The sequence below is a fragment of the Polynucleobacter yangtzensis genome, assembly GCF_027924165.1.
Classification (GTDB): Bacteria; Pseudomonadota; Gammaproteobacteria; order Burkholderiales; family Burkholderiaceae; genus Polynucleobacter; species Polynucleobacter yangtzensis.
Genome location: NZ_AP026973.1, coordinates 452,519 through 470,636, shown reverse-complemented (window position 1 = coordinate 470,636; position 18,118 = coordinate 452,519). Strand labels below are relative to the sequence as shown.

At 46.3% G+C, this 18,118-nt stretch carries 18 protein-coding genes; 11 read left to right on the top strand and 7 right to left on the bottom strand.

The window, feature by feature from the left end; genetic code table 11:
- Window positions 1-23 precede the first annotated feature (23 nt).
- The 6 genes from moaE to QMF28_RS02535 are packed head-to-tail and all read right to left on the bottom strand — an operon-like array spanning window position 24 to window position 6,070.
- Entirely contained in the window at window positions 24-488 is a 465-nt protein-coding gene (moaE, locus tag QMF28_RS02560) for a molybdopterin synthase catalytic subunit MoaE (RefSeq protein ID WP_281743096.1), read from the bottom strand.
- A gap of 1 nt (window position 489) precedes the next feature.
- Window positions 490-747 carry a molybdopterin converting factor subunit 1 gene (moaD, locus tag QMF28_RS02555; protein WP_068322255.1) on the bottom strand — a complete coding sequence of 86 codons (258 nt, stop codon included), beginning with the start codon at window positions 745-747 and terminating at the stop codon, window positions 490-492.
- 18 nt (window positions 748-765) lie between these two features.
- A complete protein-coding gene (locus QMF28_RS02550; protein ID WP_281743597.1) occupies window positions 766-1,989 on the bottom strand; it encodes a molybdopterin molybdotransferase MoeA in 1,224 nt (407 codons plus the stop codon).
- A 55-nt stretch (window positions 1,990-2,044) separates the two neighbouring features.
- A complete protein-coding gene (gene thrC / locus QMF28_RS02545; RefSeq protein ID WP_281743095.1) occupies window positions 2,045-3,487 on the bottom strand; it encodes a threonine synthase in 1,443 nt (480 codons plus the stop codon).
- 19 nt (window positions 3,488-3,506) lie between these two features.
- Entirely contained in the window at window positions 3,507-4,817 is a 1,311-nt protein-coding gene (locus QMF28_RS02540) for a homoserine dehydrogenase (protein WP_281743093.1), read from the bottom strand.
- Window positions 4,814-6,070 carry a pyridoxal phosphate-dependent aminotransferase gene (locus QMF28_RS02535; protein WP_068322243.1) on the bottom strand — a complete coding sequence of 419 codons (1,257 nt, stop codon included), beginning with the start codon at window positions 6,068-6,070 and terminating at the stop codon, window positions 4,814-4,816. Before QMF28_RS02535 ends, QMF28_RS02540 begins: the two co-directional genes overlap by 4 nt.
- A gap of 79 nt (window positions 6,071-6,149) precedes the next feature.
- Here QMF28_RS02535 and QMF28_RS02530 point away from each other — a divergent pair, with 79 nt between their 5' ends.
- From QMF28_RS02530 to QMF28_RS02480, 11 genes are all read left to right on the top strand, one after another.
- A complete protein-coding gene (locus tag QMF28_RS02530) occupies window positions 6,150-6,527 on the top strand; it encodes an Mth938-like domain-containing protein (RefSeq protein ID WP_281743092.1) in 378 nt (125 codons plus the stop codon).
- Complete coding sequence (locus QMF28_RS02525) at window positions 6,527-8,218, top strand: ArnT family glycosyltransferase (protein WP_281743091.1); 1,692 nt, start codon at window positions 6,527-6,529, stop codon at window positions 8,216-8,218. Before QMF28_RS02530 ends, QMF28_RS02525 begins: the two co-directional genes overlap by 1 nt.
- A 24-nt stretch (window positions 8,219-8,242) precedes the next feature.
- Complete coding sequence (locus tag QMF28_RS02520) at window positions 8,243-9,409, top strand: DegT/DnrJ/EryC1/StrS family aminotransferase (RefSeq protein ID WP_281743089.1); 1,167 nt, start codon at window positions 8,243-8,245, stop codon at window positions 9,407-9,409.
- 42 nt (window positions 9,410-9,451) lie between these two features.
- Window positions 9,452-10,414, top strand: a complete 963-nt coding sequence (locus QMF28_RS02515) for a glycosyltransferase (protein WP_281743087.1) — start codon at window positions 9,452-9,454, stop codon at window positions 10,412-10,414.
- Window positions 10,415-11,284, top strand: coding sequence for a formyltransferase (locus QMF28_RS02510; protein WP_281743086.1), 870 nt, complete (start codon window positions 10,415-10,417; stop codon window positions 11,282-11,284).
- Window positions 11,285-11,309: 25 nt separating this feature from the next.
- The gene (locus QMF28_RS02505; protein ID WP_068322225.1) at window positions 11,310-12,356 is read left to right on the top strand and encodes a bifunctional UDP-4-keto-pentose/UDP-xylose synthase; all 1,047 of its coding nucleotides are present in this window, start codon (window positions 11,310-11,312) and stop codon (window positions 12,354-12,356) included.
- 22 nt (window positions 12,357-12,378) lie between these two features.
- Entirely contained in the window at window positions 12,379-13,296 is a 918-nt protein-coding gene (locus QMF28_RS02500) for a polysaccharide deacetylase family protein (RefSeq protein ID WP_281743085.1), read from the top strand.
- Between the two features lie 40 nt (window positions 13,297-13,336).
- Window positions 13,337-13,804, top strand: a complete 468-nt coding sequence (locus QMF28_RS02495) for a peroxiredoxin (RefSeq protein ID WP_216245461.1) — start codon at window positions 13,337-13,339, stop codon at window positions 13,802-13,804.
- Window positions 13,805-14,036: 232 nt separating this feature from the next.
- The gene (locus QMF28_RS02490; RefSeq protein ID WP_281743084.1) at window positions 14,037-15,686 is read left to right on the top strand and encodes a PhoH family protein; all 1,650 of its coding nucleotides are present in this window, start codon (window positions 14,037-14,039) and stop codon (window positions 15,684-15,686) included.
- Window positions 15,667-16,200, top strand: a complete 534-nt coding sequence (locus tag QMF28_RS02485) for a C40 family peptidase (RefSeq protein ID WP_425594903.1) — start codon at window positions 15,667-15,669, stop codon at window positions 16,198-16,200. The genes QMF28_RS02490 and QMF28_RS02485 overlap by 20 nt, the downstream gene beginning before the upstream one ends.
- Before the next feature lie 113 nt (window positions 16,201-16,313).
- Window positions 16,314-16,580 carry a hypothetical protein gene (locus tag QMF28_RS02480; RefSeq protein WP_281743083.1) on the top strand — a complete coding sequence of 89 codons (267 nt, stop codon included), beginning with the start codon at window positions 16,314-16,316 and terminating at the stop codon, window positions 16,578-16,580.
- 96 nt (window positions 16,581-16,676) lie between these two features.
- Here QMF28_RS02480 and dnaB read toward each other — a convergent pair whose 3' ends face one another.
- Complete coding sequence (gene dnaB, locus QMF28_RS02475; RefSeq protein WP_281743595.1) at window positions 16,677-18,074, bottom strand: replicative DNA helicase; 1,398 nt, start codon at window positions 18,072-18,074, stop codon at window positions 16,677-16,679.
- Window positions 18,075-18,118 lie beyond the last annotated feature (44 nt).

Sequence of the window (18,118 nt, the reverse complement as noted above, 5' to 3'; positions counted from 1 at the left end):
TCTTGCGAAATACGAAATACGGCTTAGGTTTTATTCCATCGGGCCATTGCAGCCTCGTCAGTCACGCGGGAGTCCACCCAACGAGCACCTTCAGGCGTATCTTCTTTCTTCCAAAATGGAGCTGCCGTTTTAAGGTAGTCCATGATGAACTCGCAGGCAGCAAAAGCCTCTCCCCTGTGAGCGCTGGTAACTGCAACAAGAACAATTTGATCCTCTGGCAAGAGCGGCCCCACCCGATGAATCACCAGAGTTTGGTAGATGTCCCAACGTGCCTTGGCTTGATCCAGAATTTCTTGTAATGCCTTTTCGGTCATGCCGGGGTAATGCTCAAGCGTCATACCCCTTACTTCACTACCGTCATTCATATCCCGGACAGTGCCCAAGAAAGAAACTACCGCGCCAACCCGTGGATCACCCTTGCGTAGTGCCGCTATTTCAGCGCTAAGATCAAAATCACTTTCTTGAACACGAATAGATGAATTGGACATACTAGCCACCGGTTACCGGAGGAAAGAAAGCTACTTCAGCCCCGTCTTGAAGAGCGGTATTGGCATCAACCATGTGTTGATTAAGGGCGCAGCGCAATACTTTGCCTTCTGCTAACACTTCAGACCAGGGGTTGCCGCGCTCGATAAGATGTGTCCTGAGTTCAGCAATCGTTTTAACTGTTGCCGGAACAGAAACACTCTCTTGCGAGACACCAAGAGCCTCACGCAATGAGGCGAAGAATCGTAATTCGAGTTTCATGAGCTAATCGTAAACCGATTATTTGAGGAGTGCATCAAATGGGATGTATTTCACCAACTCACCAGACTTGATTGGCTGATTTGGCGGGCAATCAACTAGGCCATCACCCCAAGAGGCGCTAGTAAGTACACCTGAACTTTGATTTGGGTACAAATCAAGACCGCCTTGATCATTAATCTTAACGCGCAAGAACTCATTGCGACGATCGGCCTTTAGCCAATCAAAGTCCGCACGCATTAAATACGATTGGGGAAGCTTTGCTTCGCGTCCTTGGAGCCTCAAAATAAATGGACGAACAAACAATAAGAAAGTGACAAAGCTAGAAACTGGGTTCCCAGGTAATCCAACAAACCAAGCTTCACCGTCTTTAGGCTCGCTTGATTTACGTACCGCACCAAATGCTAGTGGCTTACCCGGTTTGATGGCAATTTGCCAAAGATCTAATCTTCCCTCAGCAGTAACTGCAGGCTTAATATGATCTTCTTCGCCAACTGATACGCCGCCAGAGGTAATTATTAAGTCATGATCTTTGCTGGCTTTTCGCAATGCTTCGCGTGTTGCATCCAAGCGATCGGGAACAATACCTAAATCCGTAGCATCACAACCCAAAGACTTCAGGCAAGCCAATAAGGTATCGCGATTGGAGTTATAGATACCGCCAGGTTTTAATGGTTCACCCGGAAGCGCTAACTCATCACCCGTAAAGAATGCCGCAACTTTCACGCGACGTTTTACTTTGAGATGCGTTAAGCCGGCAGAAGCGGCAACACCTAACTCTTGAGGGCGCAAGAATGTGCCCGCAGTCAAGCAAGTCTTGCCAGTTGTTAAATCTTCACCACTACGACGAATCCATTGACCCGATGAGGGTGCAACATTAATAGTCACTTGATCAGATCCACCCTCAACCGTGCAATCTTCTTGCATTACAACGGCATCGGCACCAGGGGGAACAGGAGCGCCAGTGAAAATTCTGGCGGCAGTACCAGGCTCTAATTGCTTTCCGATAGAGCCAGCTGGAATACGTTGAGCAATTTTTAATATTTGTCCAGGTGTCGCTATATCAGCACAGCGAACCGCATAACCATCCATTGAGGTGTTATCCAATGGTGGTACATCTACCAAACTCTTTACATCTTCGGCCAGAACTCTGCCCAATGCCGCTTGCGTGTTTACCATTTCGCTCTCATTGACCGTCACTGCATTTGACAGCAAATGGTCTAAGGCCTGCTGCGCAGTCAACATTGGTGGCTTTGTCATAGGATGATTGCTTGTTGCTTAAAGTTTTGGGTTAAGTCGATTAACCAAGATGCGTTGTAATGAAAGCTTTAACTTGATTTACATCGGCATCGATATTTTCTACACGCTGTGGCTTAGATTTAATATCTTTGAATGCAGGCGGGCATTCAGCAGGTCGACCCAAAGCAATCTCAATGGTTTCCTCAAACTTAATCGGTAGCGCTGTCTCCAGCACAATCATTGGAATACCAGCCTGCAGGTGTTCCCGAGCCACTTTCACGCCATCAGCAGTATGCGTGTCGATCATGACGCCATAGCGCTGATCAATGTCGCGAATAGTCTCTAAGCGATTCTCATGAGTGCTACGACCTGATTGAAAACCATACTTGCCCAGATCTTTGAAAACATCATCTTTAGAGATATCAAAGCCACCAGTTTCATCTACTTGCTTAAACATGCCTGCTGTAGCTTTGCCGTCTTGACCCATGAAATCAAATACAAAACGCTCAAAATTACTGGCTTTAGAGATATCCATGGATGGGCTGGATGTATGCAGTGTCTCAGCGGACTTGCGCGCCCGATAGATGCCAGTGCGGAAGAACTCGTCCAGGACATCATTCTCGTTGGTCGCCACAATCAGATGCTCAATCGGCAATCCCATCATGCGCGCAATATGACCGGCACAAACATTACCAAAGTTTCCAGATGGTACTGTGAATGACACTTTTTCAGCGCTAGACTTTGTTGCCAGAAGATACCCTTGAAAATAGTAGACCACCTGAGCCACTACACGCCCCCAGTTAATGGAGTTCACTGTACCAATATGATTCTTTGCTTTGAAAGCATGATCGTTACTCACTGCCTTCACAATATCTTGGCAGTCATCAAAGACGCCAGCCACTGCTAAGTTAAAAATATTTGGGTCTTGCAGGGAATACATTTGCGCAGATTGAAAGGCGCTCATCTTGCCGCGAGGTGAAAGCATAAATACTTTCACGCCCTCTTTGCCACGCATTGCATACTCAGCAGCACTACCAGTGTCGCCAGAAGTTGCGCCCAAAATATTGAGATGCTGACCTTTTTTCTTAAGAGCGTATTCAAAGAGATTGCCGAGCAACTGCATAGCCATGTCTTTGAAGGCCAAAGTAGGTCCATTTGAGAGACTTAATAGACCAATACGAGTTCCGTGCTCTTCACCCAACCAATGTATCGGGGTAATGTCTTTTGCGTTGTCCTGTGGACGTCCATTACAGTAAACCTGCTCGGTATATGTTTTACGCAAGAGTGCGCGCAAATCAGCCTCAGGAATATCGTCGGCATACAGACTTAAAACTTCGTAAGCCAAATCAGCATAAGACAAACCGCGCCAAGAATCCAACTGTGCTGCAGTGACCTTTGGATATTGAACGGGCAAATACAGGCCGCCATCAGGCGCCAATCCGCCTAACAAAATTTCTAAGAAGGATTGTTGCGGACTATTGCCGCGAGTGGACTGGTAACGCATGTATTTTGCTGAGTTTTACTTAAGACAGATTTTCTAAACGGATCTTCACGACTTCACCGGCAACAGTTTTAAGAGCTTGAATCTCTTTAATCGCGGCAAGCATGTTCTTTTCTTTGGTTTCGTGAGTCAAGGCAACCAAATCAGTTTGACTCTCACCTTCATCAGCCTCTTTCTGCAAGAGCGCATCGATTGAAACGCCATGTGAAGCCAAAATTTTGGTGATATCTGCCAATACGCCAGCTTGATCAGCTACACGCAAGCGCAAGTAGTAGCTAGTGGTGATCTCGCCAATTGGCAGCACTGGTGTGTCATGAACGGCATCCGCCTGGAAGGCCAAATATGGAACGCGATGCTCAGGATCGGCATTTAATAAGCGGGTAATGTCTACCAAGTCTGCGATCACAGCGGAAGCGGTTGGCTCAGAGCCTGCGCCCTTGCCGTAATACAAGGTAGTGCCAACAGCATCGCCAAACACTTGCACGGCATTCATAGCGCCTTCAACGTTTGCAATCAAACGCTTCGATGGAATGAGTGTTGGGTGTACGCGCAACTCAACACCAGTTGGTGTTTTCTTGGCAATACCTAGCAACTTAATCCGATAGCCTAATTGCTCGGCGTATTTAATATCAATTGCGTCTAACTTAGTGATGCCTTCAATGTGTGCTTTTTCAAACTGCATTGGAATACCAAATGCAATCGCACTCATGATGGTCGCTTTATGCGCTGCGTCTACGCCTTCAATATCGAAAGTTGGATCTGCCTCTGCGTAACCCAAGCGTTGCGCTTCTTTGAGTACTGTCTGGAAATCCAAACCTTTGTCGCGCATCTCTGACAAGATGAAATTGGTTGTGCCATTAATGATGCCGGCGATCCACTCAATACGGTTGGCAGTTAAGCCTTCACGCAAAGCTTTAATAATTGGAATACCGCCTGCTACTGCTGCCTCAAAAGCAACCATGACGCCTTTGTCATGCGCAGCTTTAAAAATCTCATTGCCGTGTACAGCGATCAAAGCCTTATTGGCTGTCACTACGTGCTTACCAGCAGCAATCGCCTCTAGAACCAAGTCCTTGGCAATTCCATAACCACCAATCAACTCAACAACAATATCAATCTCTGGGTTATTAATCACGGTGCGTGCATCGCTCACCACTTGCGCACGATCCTTAACCAATTCTTTGGCACGCTCTACATTTAAATCAGCAACCGTATTAATACGAATGCTACGCCCAGCGCGACGGGTAATCTCATCTTGGTTACGTTCGAGAACAGTGAATACGCCACCACCAACAGTGCCAATACCTAAAAGACCTACTTGAATCGGTTTCATGATGCCTTTGCTGCAGTTGAAGAAGCCTTACGGCTGTGCTTATTACGATAACGCTCCAGAAAACGTGCAAGGCGACCAATAGCCTCCTTCAACACATCTTCGTGAGGCAAGAACACTACGCGGAAGTGATCAGGTTTACCCCAGTTAAAACCGGAGCCCTGCACTAACAATACTTTTTCTTCTTTTAGAAGATCAGCAACAAATTGTTGATCATCTTCAATTGGGTAAACCTCTGGGTCTAACCTTGGAAATAAATACAAAGCTGACTTAGGCTTCACGCAAGTGACACCTGGAATATCGGTAATCAGTTTCCAGGCAAGGTCACGTTGCTTTGCAAGACGACCGCCATCGCCCACTAAGTCATTAATGCTTTGATAGCCGCCCAATGCAGTTTGAATTGCATATTGGCCTGGCACATTTGCGCAAAGGCGCATTGAGGCCAGCATGTTTAAGCCTTCGATGTAATCGCGCACCATCTCTTTATCACCCGAGACAATCATCCAGCCTGCGCGATAGCCGCATGAACGGTAATTCTTAGAAAGACCATTGAAGGTAATAGTGACTACATCAGTTGACAAAGATGCAAGAGAAATATGCTTCTCGCCGTCATACAACATCTTGTCGTAAATCTCATCGGCAAACAAAATCAAACCGTGTTCGCGAGCAATGTTTGTTAACTCGAGCAAAACTTCTTTGGAATAAATTGCGCCAGTAGGATTGTTTGGATTAATCACCACAATTGCTTTAGTGCGCGGCGTAATTTTTTTGCGCAGATCATTTAAGTCTGGAGCCCAATCTTTGGATTCATCGCAAAGATAGTGCACAGGCGTACCACTCGACAAACTCACTGCAGCCGTCCACAGTGGATAGTCAGGCGTTGGCACCAAGACTTCATCGCCATCATTTAAGAGCGCATTCATCGACAGCACGATGAGTTCAGAAACTCCATTACCTGTGTAAACGTCATCCAAGGCTACACCTTGAATACCTTTTTCTTGGCAGTACTGCATGATTGCCTTACGAGCCGAAAAGATTCCTTTGGAATCCGAATATGCTGAGGCGTTGCTTAAGTTGCGAATCATGTCCAACTGAATCTCTTCAGGAGGATCAAAACCGAAAACCCCTACGTTTCCGATGTTTAATTTGATGATTTTGTGACCCTCTTCCTCCATGCGCTGAGCAAGCTCGAGCACCGGCCCACGTATGTCATAACAGACGTTATCGAGCTTTTGGGACTTTCGGATTGGTTTCACAATAAATTAATGGGTAAGTTCTTGAAATATGAGAAAAAACAGCTAGCTATAATCCACATAATTATGACAGAGAGTCCACTTGAAGCTTCAATCTGACCCCCATTCCGGAGCGAATACGATCACTGGCTACGGCGATGGTTACGTAGAGATCAATAAGACTCCTTACGCCCATGCTGTTGTCCTGAGCTCGGATGGCGCCATCTCAGAGTGGTCAGCCCAGTCATTTGACGACTTGGAAGCCCATCACTTCTCGCAACTCGTTGATTTAAAACCAGAATTAATCCTTATTGGGACTGGCAAACGCCAGCGCTTTCCTAAGCCAGAACTCCTTAAAGCCCTGATTTCCGCCAAAATTGGCTTTGAAATCATGGATTCTCAGGCCGCCTGCCGGACATACAACATCCTGGTGGGCGAAGGACGTCAGGTCCTGCTAGCTCTGATTGTGGAGCCCGTTTAATGCAATTTGGCCAAATTCGGCAGTCATCAGCCCTGCATCCGGGCAAAATTTTGTTGCTGGTCATTATTTATGGCTTGCTGTGGTTTGGCACATTGAACTACCGCCATCTCATCCCATCCGATGAAGGACGCTACGCCGAGATCGCCCGAGAAATGCTCGTAACCGGTGATTGGGTTACGCCTAGATACAACGGCTACAAGTATTTTGAAAAACCACCATTGCAAGCGTGGGCTACTGCAGCAGCATTTCAAGCGTTTGGTATTGGCGATTGGCAAGCACGCCTTTGGACTGCACTTACTGGATTTCTCACCATTTTCTTAGTTGGATTTACTGGCGCTCGAATTTATAACGCTCGAGCAGGATGGTTAGCCGCCGTTGTATTGGCCTCAAGTCCGATGTGGGTTATCAGCGGTCACTTCAATTCGCTCGACATGGGCTTGTCTGCTTTTTTAGTCGCTGCACTTTGCAGTCTATTGCTGGCACAAACTTCTCAAAATAAAAACAGTTGTAGAAATTGGATGTGGGCATGTTGGGCTTTCATGGCACTAGCAACTTTATCTAAAGGTGTTATTGGCGCCGCAATTCCTGCAATGGTTTTTATTGCTTATTCCATTAGCACTTGGGATTGGAAAATTTGGACTCGGCTTCGTTTATTTAGTGGAACTATTTTGTTCTTAGCAATCACTGCGCCTTGGTTTATTTTGGTGGCACAGCGCAATCCTGAGTTTTTAGAATTCTTCTTCATTCATGAGCATCTACAACGTTTCACACAGGATGCTCACAGCAGAACAGGTCCTATTTATTACTTTGTGCCACTGCTACTAATTGGGCTGCTTCCCTGGTTTCTACAGATCCCAGGATCAATTGCACAAGCCTGGAGCGAGCGCCGCCGTGAGTTTTCTGCTGGATGGTTATTAGTCTGCTGGTTTGTAGTTATTTTTGCGTTCTTCAGCATCTCGCGCTCCAAATTACCCGGCTACATCATCCCAGTATTTCCTGCGCTTGCCCTACTCATTGGCAATCGATTAGATCGCTTGCTTGGTCATACGAATACGATGGCATTGCCTTGGAAATTACAAACAATAGGTTTCTCCATTTTGGGATGCATTGGATTTTTCTTTTTGGATGCCATCGGCAAACAAGCAAGACCTGATGAGATTAATGCGTATGCGCAATACACTTACTGGGTGATTGCTGCATTGATAGCGCTAATTATTTTTAGCGCTTATGCCGCATGGCAAAGTAAACGCAATGGCATTCAAAGTATCGTGAGTTTTGCTTGCGGATTTTTTCTGTGCGCCATCATTGCGGGAACAGGTCATGAGACATTAGGTCGTACCGTCTCGGGTATTGATCTCGTAGGACGAGTGAAAGCATCCATTCCTGAAAAAGTAAATTTCTATTCTGTTCGTCTTTTAGATCACACCGTGCCCTTCTATTTAGGTAGAACGATGATCATGGTTGAATCCCCCGATGAGCTAGAGTTTGGCGTCAACCAAGAGCCTGACCTCTGGATGCCGACCTTAGATGCATTTATCGCCCGCTGGAAAGAAGACCAAACGGCCTACGCGATCATGGTTCCAGAACAGTTTGATGCACTTCAGGCGCAAAATTTTCCAATGCAAGAAGTTGATCGCGATTCTCGTAGAGTCATTGTGAAACATCCAGATGCATCGAATGTGATGCAGTAACGCATTAAAGTAATATAAGACATCATGTCAGACTCCAGCCAACCATTCATTCCCTTCACACGTCCTAGCTTCAATCAAGAAACGATTGACGCCGTTTCGGAAGTATTGCGTTCTGGTTGGGTAACATCAGGTCCAAAGCTGGCAGAGTTTGAAGCGAGCTTAAGCACTTACTTTGGCGGTCGCACCGTCCGCTGTTTTGCTAACGGCACTGCAACGATGAAGATTGCCTTACAAGTTGCAGGTATTGGTGCTGGTGACGAAGTGATTACTACTCCAATCTCTTGGGTGGCAACATCGAATGTCATTTTGAGTGTAGGTGCTAAACCGGTGTTTGTAGATATCGATTCGGTCACGCGCAATATTGACCTCAATAAAATATCTGCTGCAATCACGCCAAAGACGCGAGCAATCATGCCGGTCTATTTGGCCGGCCTACCTGTTGATATGGATCAACTCTATGCATTGGCAAAGCAACACAATCTTCGTGTCATTGAGGATGCAGCACAAGCTTTTGGATCCCAATGGAAAGGCAAGAGGATTGGTAGCTTTGGTGACTTAGTCAGCTTTAGTTTTCAAGCAAACAAGAATCTCACCACCATTGAAGGTGGTTGCCTTGTGCTCAACAACGCAGATGAAGCAAAGCTTGCTGAGAAATTCCGCCTGCAGGGATTAACCCGTCAAGGCATGGACGGTATGGACGTCGATGTATTGGGTGGCAAAGATAATTTGACCGATGTGAATGCGGCAATTGGTCTTGAACAACTCAAACAGCTGCCTGCATATCAAGCACGTCGCGCTGCTTTAGCGCGCCAATACTTTGATGTCATTCGCGCTGAATTAAAAGCTGCTGCATTAGAGAATTTGAAGTTAGAACTTCCAGTTGAAAACTTTACTGAAAGTAACTGGCACATGTTCCAAGTGGTTTTACCGCTTGATCAGTTAAATACAGATCGCGCCCAAGTCATGACTGAGTTAAAAGATTTGGGTATTGGCACTGGCGTTCATTACCCCGCTATTACAGGCTTTACGCTGTATAAAAACGAAGGCTATAAAAGCTCCGACACACCGATTGCAGAACGAATCGGTAAATCCATCCTCACACTTCCTCTATTCCCCGCAATGGCAGATGAGGATATTGGCCGTATAGCCAAGGGATTGATCGGAATTTTGCAGAAATACCGCAAAAACTAGCGTTATTGGGGTTGAGCCCTGAGAATCAGGCAAAATTGCTGCATGACTGCCAATTTAGTTGCCAACCCAACACTCAGTATTGTTATTCCCGTCTATAACGAGGAAGATGGTCTCCAAGCTCTCTTTGATCGCCTCTACCCGGCGCTTGATACGCTTGCCGCTAAACGCAAAATTACTTACGAAATCGTTTTCGTCAACGACGGTAGCAAAGATCGCTCCGCCGGCATTCTTTCTAAGCAGGTGGAATTACGCCCTGACGTCACTCGCGCTGTTTTATTTCATAGCAACTTTGGTCAACATATGGCGATCATGGCTGGCTTTGAATACGCCAAGGGCGAATACATTATTACCCTGGATGCGGACTTACAAAATCCACCAGAAGAGATTGATGCGCTTACCGAGCAACTTCTAAAAGGTCACGACTATGTCGGCACCATTCGCGCAGACCGTCAAGATAGCTTCTTTAGAAAATTCGCTTCACGCGCCATGAATCGTTTGCGTGAAAACATTACACGCATCACGATGACTGATCAAGGTTGTATGTTACGTGGCTATAGCCGTCGCATTATTGACCTTGTTCGCCAATGCGATGAGAGCAACACTTTTATTCCAGCGCTGGCTTACACCTTCTCCGCTAACCCAGTTGAGATCTCAGTTAAGCATGAGGAGCGATTTGCTGGTGAATCTAAATACACCCTATATCAACTCATTCGCTTGAACTTTGACTTGGTTACCGGGTTTTCAATCATGCCACTGCAGATCTTTTCGATTCTCGGCATGCTCTTATCCCTTGCTGCTGGCAGCCTTTTCGCCTACCTACTAGTGCGTCGCTTCGTTCTAGGTGCTGAGGTTGAGGGAGTATTTACACTCTTCGCGCTGACCTTCTTCCTGATTGGTGTCATGCTCTTTGGGCTTGGTCTTTTAGGTGAATATATTGGTCGTATCTATCAGCAAATTCGCAAACGTCCTCGTTATGTTGTGCAAACTGTTTTAGAGAAAAAATAATTGCACGCAGTCGTCTTTGCTTATCACGATGTAGGTGTTAATTGCCTGAAGGCACTTCTCAGCGCTGGCATACAAATTGATCTCGTGGTCACCCATCAAGATGATCCCAATGAAAATGTTTGGTTTGGGAGTGTGGCCAAACTGTGTGCTGAGAAAAATATTCCGTACATCACACCTAATGCAAATGAATTGGTAGACCTCATTCCGAAGCTTCAAGCGCTTGCGCCGGATTACATCTTTTCCTTCTACTATCGCTTCATGATTCCGGAGCAGATACTGAAGTGCGCAAAAATTGCTGCTCTCAATATGCATGGCTCACTTCTACCAAAATATCGCGGACGTGCGCCAGTGAATTGGGCCATCCTGCATGGCGAAACAGAAACCGGTGCTACCTTGCATGTCATGGAAGCAAAGCCGGATGCAGGAGATATTGTTGGGCAAGCAGCCGTCAGTATTGGCCCAAATGAAACCGCTACCGATGTATTTGGCAAAGTAAGCCAGGCCGCTGTGACCGTCATTAAGCAGGTCTTGCCTAGCTTGATTCAAGGAAATATTCCCCGTAAGCCTAATGAGCTCGAAAAAGGGAGCTATTTTGGGGGTCGAAAGCCCGCGGATGGCCAAATTCATTGGAATCAGACTGCCAAACAGGTTCATGACCTTGTCAGAGCCGTTGCACCGCCCTATCCAGGCGCCTTTGCAGACTATGACGGTAAGACCATGATTGTTGGCCGCACTAGCCTAAATGGGCCATTTCCAGCCAATCTCGATCTTGGGGTTTGCGGCATCCAAGTGGTTGATAATCGGGTATTCGGCATTTGCGGCGACCGCCAAGTAGTAGAAATCTTGGAATGGTTTCCAGCAAGCAAATAAATTAGATTAAAACGAGGCAGTAAAGATGAAAAAAGTACTCATTCTTGGTGTTAACGGTTTTATTGGTCACCACCTTTCCAAGCGCATTCTTGAGACAACCGATTGGCATGTCTATGGCATGGATATGCAAAACGATCGTCTTGGTGACTTAGTAAATCATCCGCGCATGCACTTCTTTGAAGGTGACATCACCATCAATAAAGAATGGGTTGAGTATCACATCCGTAAGTGCGATGTCATCTTGCCTTTGGTTGCTATTGCCACACCAGCAACTTATGTTCAGCAGCCACTCAAAGTGTTTGAGCTCGATTTCGAAGCCAATCTACCAATCGTGCGCTCTGCAGTGAAATACAAAAAGCATTTGGTATTCCCATCCACATCTGAAGTATATGGAATGTGTGAGGATAGTGAGTTCGATCCCGCTAAGTCCAATATGGTTTACGGTCCAATCAATAAGCCACGCTGGATCTATGCTTGCTCTAAACAGCTGATGGATCGTGTGATTTGGGGTTACGGCATGGAAGGCTTACGCTTTACCCTCTTCCGCCCATTTAACTGGATTGGCCCAGGCTTAGACAGCATCTACACACCAAAAGAAGGCTCTTCCCGCGTTGTGACTCAGTTCTTGGGTCATATTGTTCGTGGCGAATCTATTAACGTTGTTGATGGTGGGGCCCAGAAGCGCGCCTTTACTTATGTTGACGATGGTATCGATGCCTTAATGCGCATCATCGACAACAAAGATGGTGTTGCTAACGGCAAGATCTACAACATCGGCAATCCAAAAAATAATCACTCTATTCGTGAACTCGCAAATCAGATGCTAGAAATTGCTCGCAGCATTCCTGAATATGCGAAGACTGCTAATGAAGTGAAGATTGTAGAAACTACTTCTGGCGCTTACTACGGTGAAGGTTATCAAGACGTTCAAAATCGTGTGCCAGCAATTGATAACACAATGAGCGAACTAGGTTGGAAGCCAACCACTACGATGTCCGATGCGCTCAAGAATATTTTTGAAGCCTATCGCGAAGATGTAGAAAAAGCACGCACCTTGGTCGACAAAGAATAAAAGAAAGCAAACCCAAAGGTTCATGGCTAAGATTGCTCTCAAGGTTGATGTTGATACCTTACGCGGCACCAAAGAAGGCGTACCTAATTTAGCTCGCACGCTTGAGCGCTTTGGACTTAAGGCGACCTTTCTCTTTAGCCTTGGACCGGATCACACCGGCTGGGCTTTAAAGCGCGTTTTTCGACCAGGCTTTCTGAAAAAAGTGAGTCGCACTTCCGTTGTAGAGCACTACGGCATTAAGACATTGCTCTACGGTGTTCTGCTCCCAGGACCAGACATTGGCAAGAAGGCTGCAGCAGAAATGCGCGCTATCGATCAAGCAGGTCATGAGACTGGCATTCACACCTGGGATCACGTTGCCTGGCAAGATGCAGTACGTACTCAAGATGCGCAATGGACAAAGTCCATGATGCAAAAGAGCTGGGATAGATTTGTTGAGATATTTGGTCATGCGCCAGTTACTTATGGCGCTGCTGGATGGCAAATGAATTCAGCAGCTTTTGAACAGCTCGATCAATGGGGGATTAATTACTCATCTGATGGTAGGGCCGAACCTAACCTCATACCCTATCGCCTTGAACTACCTTCTGGTAAAGCTAAGCATGTTCAATATCCAACAACACTCCCAACATTTGACGAACTGATTGGCATCGATGGTGCCGATGAGTTTGGTGCAGTCAAAAAGCTTTTAGAGATCACTCAAAGCAACCCTAATGATCAAGTCTTCACGCTACACGCAGAGCTAGAGGGGCAAAAGCTGTTACCTGCATTTGAGCAGCTATTGGCTGGATGGCTAAATCAAGGTCACGATCTTGTGACAATGGGCGAGCTTCATAAATCCTGGGAAGCCACTAAACAACTCGATAAAATAGCTGTATTGCCGCTGACCTGGGGTGAAATACCTAATCGCAGTGGTGAATTAATCATTCAAAATAACTAATAATTCAATAAGCAGTAGAGACAACTAACGAAGGATCATCATGACAGTAGCTATCGGTAAACCTATGCCGCAGTGCGCAATTCCAGCAACCTCTGGATTGACATTCTCACCTGCATCCGCAAAAGGCAAAAAACTGGTTCTTTATTTTTACCCTAAAGACATGACTCCTGGCTGCACAGCTGAGTCCGGTGAATTTAGAGACAACATTGAAGCATTCACTAAGGCTAATACTCTGGTGGTAGGGGTTTCCCGAGATAGCCTCAAATCTCACGATAACTTCCGCAGTAAACTGGAGCTTCCTTTTGAGCTGGTTGCCGATACCGAAGAAAAGCTTTGCCAGATCTTTGGCGTCATGAAGATGAAGAATATGTACGGCAAACAAGTCCGTGGCGTAGAGCGCAGCACCTTCTTATTTGACTCCTCCGGAAACCTGGTTAAAGAGTGGCGCGGCCTTAAGGTTCCAGGCCATGTGACAGAGGTGTTACAAGCAGCCCAAGCCACCAAATAATTTTTACAACAATTTGTTCTAGGGTGCTTGCAAACCCCAAAATTTGGGGTAAAGTGATTCATATGCACCGTAAACGACGGGAAAGTCTGACAATCCGTTTGAATCAGAAACCTGAATATCTCAGATCAGGTTTGGAGAGCAACCCCCGCCGTTTTTTAAGTCTCAATGCAATCAGTTTCGTAATAAACCGTCAATGCACTCCGCTTGGCGGTTTTTTCTTTTAGGAGAGTCCATGCCACTGCCCCCAATCCCCACTCAAATTGCTGATCAAGTGAAGCTCAGTCGCAAAGATACTCCCGACTTAAAGAAGCGCCCTGCTCCAGCAAAACCAGTGGTAGTAGAAGCGGTTGATTGGACCAATGATGTAGAAGAAGATTTAACTGAGGCTGAAGTAGCCCTCGAGAAAATTAAATTAGATCGCAGCCCAGTTCGCAGCGAAACTAAAGCGCCTACGCCTGCAAAACCAAAACGCGTAATACGTACTGGACCTCCAAGTTTGTTTGTTTTAGATACCAACGTCTTAATGCACGATCCAAGCTCCCTATTCCGCTTCTCAGAGCATGATCTGTATCTGCCAATGACCACTCTAGAAGAGCTGGATAACCACAAGAAGGGAATGACCGAGGTAGCACGCAATGCGCGTACCGTCAGCAGATCCCTGGATCAGCTTATTGCCGGTACGAGTGGTACCTTGGATGATGGCATCCCTCTCAATAAACTTGGGAATCAAGATGTCACAGGCCGTCTATTCTTTCAAACCAAATTAACAACACAAGCATTGCCAGAGGGGCTTCCTGAAGGCAAGGGTGATAACTTAATTTTGGCGGTAGTTAGCGAACTGCAAAAGACACGCAAGGGTCAAGAAGTAGTGTTGGTATCCAAAGATATCAATATGCGCATCAAAGCCCGCGCATTGGGATTGCCTGCTGAAGATTATTTCAATGACCAGGTTTTAGAAGATCGCGACTTGATGTATGCCGGCGTGATGACATTGCCAGCAGATTTTTGGCCTAAGCATGGCAAAGACATGGAGAGCTGGGCAGACTCCAAATCTGGCACGATGTTCTACAGAGTGACGGGCCCCTCTGTTAATAGCATGCTGGTAAACCAATTTGTGTATCAAGAAAATCCAGATGGCTCAACACCGTTCTATGCTCAAGTTAAAGAAATTAATGGCAAGACTGCCCTCCTTCAGACATTGAGAGACTTCTCTCACCAGAAAAATAATGTGTGGAGTGTGACAGCACGTAATCGTGAGCAAAACTTTGCCATGAACTTGCTCATGAACCCAGATGTGGACTTTGTGACTTTGCTAGGCCAAGCAGGAACCGGCAAGACCTTGCTAGCATTGGCTGCTGGTCTTGAACAGGTTCTTGATAGTAAGCGTTACAACGAGATCATCATCACACGCGCCACAGTACCAGTTGGCGAAGATATTGGCTTCCTCCCAGGTACCGAAGAAGAAAAGATGCAACCCTGGATGGGCGCATTTGATGACAACCTCGAAGTCTTGCAACGTAATGATGATGGTGCTGGTGAGTGGGGTCGTGCTGCCACTCAGGAATTGATTCGTTCACGCATCAAAGTAAAGAGCATGAACTTTATGCGCGGCAGGACATTTGTCAGCAAGTTCGTCATCATTGATGAAGCTCAAAACCTCACACCAAAGCAAATGAAAACCCTGGTTACGCGCGCGGGACCAGGAACCAAAATTGTTTGCCTTGGCAATATCGCTCAGATCGACACTCCATACTTAACTGAGGGCTCCTCTGGCTTAACCTATGTAGTTGATCGCTTCAAGGGTTGGCGTCACGGCGGTCATGTGACTTTAGCCCGCGGTGAGCGCTCCCGTCTTGCGGATCATGCTGCTGACGCACTCTAATCAAGCCTTCTCATGCCGCACTCTAATTGGGTGCGGCATTTTTATTTGTAGCTTACTCATCCTAAGTGGGTGCAGCACATTTAGCGGCAAATCTAGCTCATCCTCCAAGGTTGCTCAATTCAAGCAAGACACTAGTGTTGGCACTGAAGATATCTCGATTGCAGCAGTAGGCTTAGTGGATATACCTTACCGTTATGGCGGCAATACGCCAAAAGGTGGTTTTGATTGCAGCGGCCTGATTGTTTATGTCTATAACAAAGCAGCGGGAATCAAATTGCCTCGCACGATTCAGCTGATGAGTACCAAAGGAAGGAGTATTGAAGGTCAACCACCTGCTCCAGGTGATCTAGTTTTCTTTAACACCACTGGTGAAAAATATTCCCATGCAGGCATCTACGTGGGACAAGGAAGGTTTGTTCATGCCCCAAGCGCAGGTGGAACCGTACGCCTCGATTACATTACCTCGCCGTATTGGGCGGCGAAGTTTACTGAAGCCCGTCGTATAACACCCTGATAGCGAGATTCTTAAGGGTTAATAGCGCTTTCCCTATATTTCCTAAATTCTTAATTTTGATTACAGTAATTTATCGAGCAATCCATTAACTGAATACCCTCACAGGAGATGTCATGAAAAATATCATCGTCGCTTTAAGTATTGCACTGAGTTTTGCAATCCCTACTTATGCATTTGCAGATCAAGCCGCTTGCGAAGCTAAGGCCGTAAGTAAAGATGGCAAGCCACTGTATGGCGCAGCTAAAGATGCCTCTATTAAGAAATGCATGGGTGATGCCAAGCCGAATGATTGCGAAGCTAAGGCAGTAAGCAAAGATGGTAAGCCACTGTATGGCGCAGCTAAAGATGCCTCTATTAAGAAATGCATGGGTGGTAAATAAGATTACCTATTACGATCTAATTTTTGATCCATTAAAAAAGCCTCACACTGTGAGGCTTTTTTTATCTGTTTATGTTTCAGTTTATTTTTTCTTTACCTAGAACGGCTCGTAACCACCAGAAGAGTAACCGATAGAGCCCATCGCCAAATTGTCAAACTTGGTATACGGACCTTGCCAGCTTAAGCGCACTGTACCGATTGGGCCGTTACGTTGCTTACCAATAATGATCTCTGCAATACCTTTATCTGTCGTAGTATCTGGGTGATAAACCTCATCACGATAGATGAACATAATTAAGTCGGCATCCTGCTCAATAGCGCCTGACTCACGCAAATCAGACATGATCGGACGCTTGTTAGGACGCTGCTCAAGGCCACGATTTAATTGGGAGAGCGCCACTACTGGGCACTGCAATTCTTTTGCAAGAGATTTGAGTGAGCGAGAAATTTCAGATATTTCAGTTGCACGGTTTTCCGATCCAGAACCACTCATCAACTGCAAGTAGTCGATCACCACCAATCCAAGAGTGCCACCAAAGTTTCTGGCGATACGACGTGCACGTGCGCGCAACTCTAGACTTGATAAAGAACCAGTTTCATCAATCAAAATTTGGGTGTTACTTAAACGCGCAATTGCATCAGTAACGCGTGGCCACTCATCGTCTTGCAACTTGCCAGTACGCATACGACCTTGGTCAACGCGCCCAACTGATCCAAGTAAACGTGCTGCTAACTGCTCACCTGACATCTCCATTGAGAACACGACAACTGGCAATCCTTCAGCAAGAGCAACATTCTCAGCAATATTCAATGCGAACGCGGTTTTTCCCATCGAGGGTCTGCCGGCAACAATAACTAAGTCGCCTTTTTGTAGGCCACTAGTTTGCTTATCTAAATCTAAGAAGCCAGTTGCAATGCCAGTAATATCACTACCGCCTTGGCGGTTATAAAGCTCATCAATGCGGGCTACAACAGCCTTGAGTAAAGGCTCAATCTCGAGGTAATCCGCTTTGCGGCTACCCTCTTCGCCAATTTGCAAAATGCGTGATTCTGCTTCATCCAAAAGCGTTCTAACAGTACGCCCCTCTGGAACAAATGCGGAATTCACAATGCTGTCTGAGACTTCAATCAAGCGACGCAGAATACTGCGGTCACGAACAATATCGGCGTAGCCTTTAATGTTCGCTGCACTTGGTGTGTTTTGCGCTAATGAATTGAGATAGTCAATGCTGACTAGGTCACCACCCTGTTCAGACTTCACTGCATCATAGACAGTGATCACGTCAGCAGGATGATTGTCACCAACCAAACGTGCAATGACTTTGTAGATCAAAGCGTGTTCAGGGCGATAGAAATCTTTATCGTTTAATACTCCACCAAGGTTATCCCAAGAGGAGTTATCGATAAGTAGACCGCCGAGCAGTGATTGCTCGGCTTCTACTGAATGCGGCGGGACTTTTAAAGCCTGCACGACTGCATCCCCAGAACCCATCATGCCGGGATTCAGCGTAACGGAACGTGAACGGGATTCAGCCATGA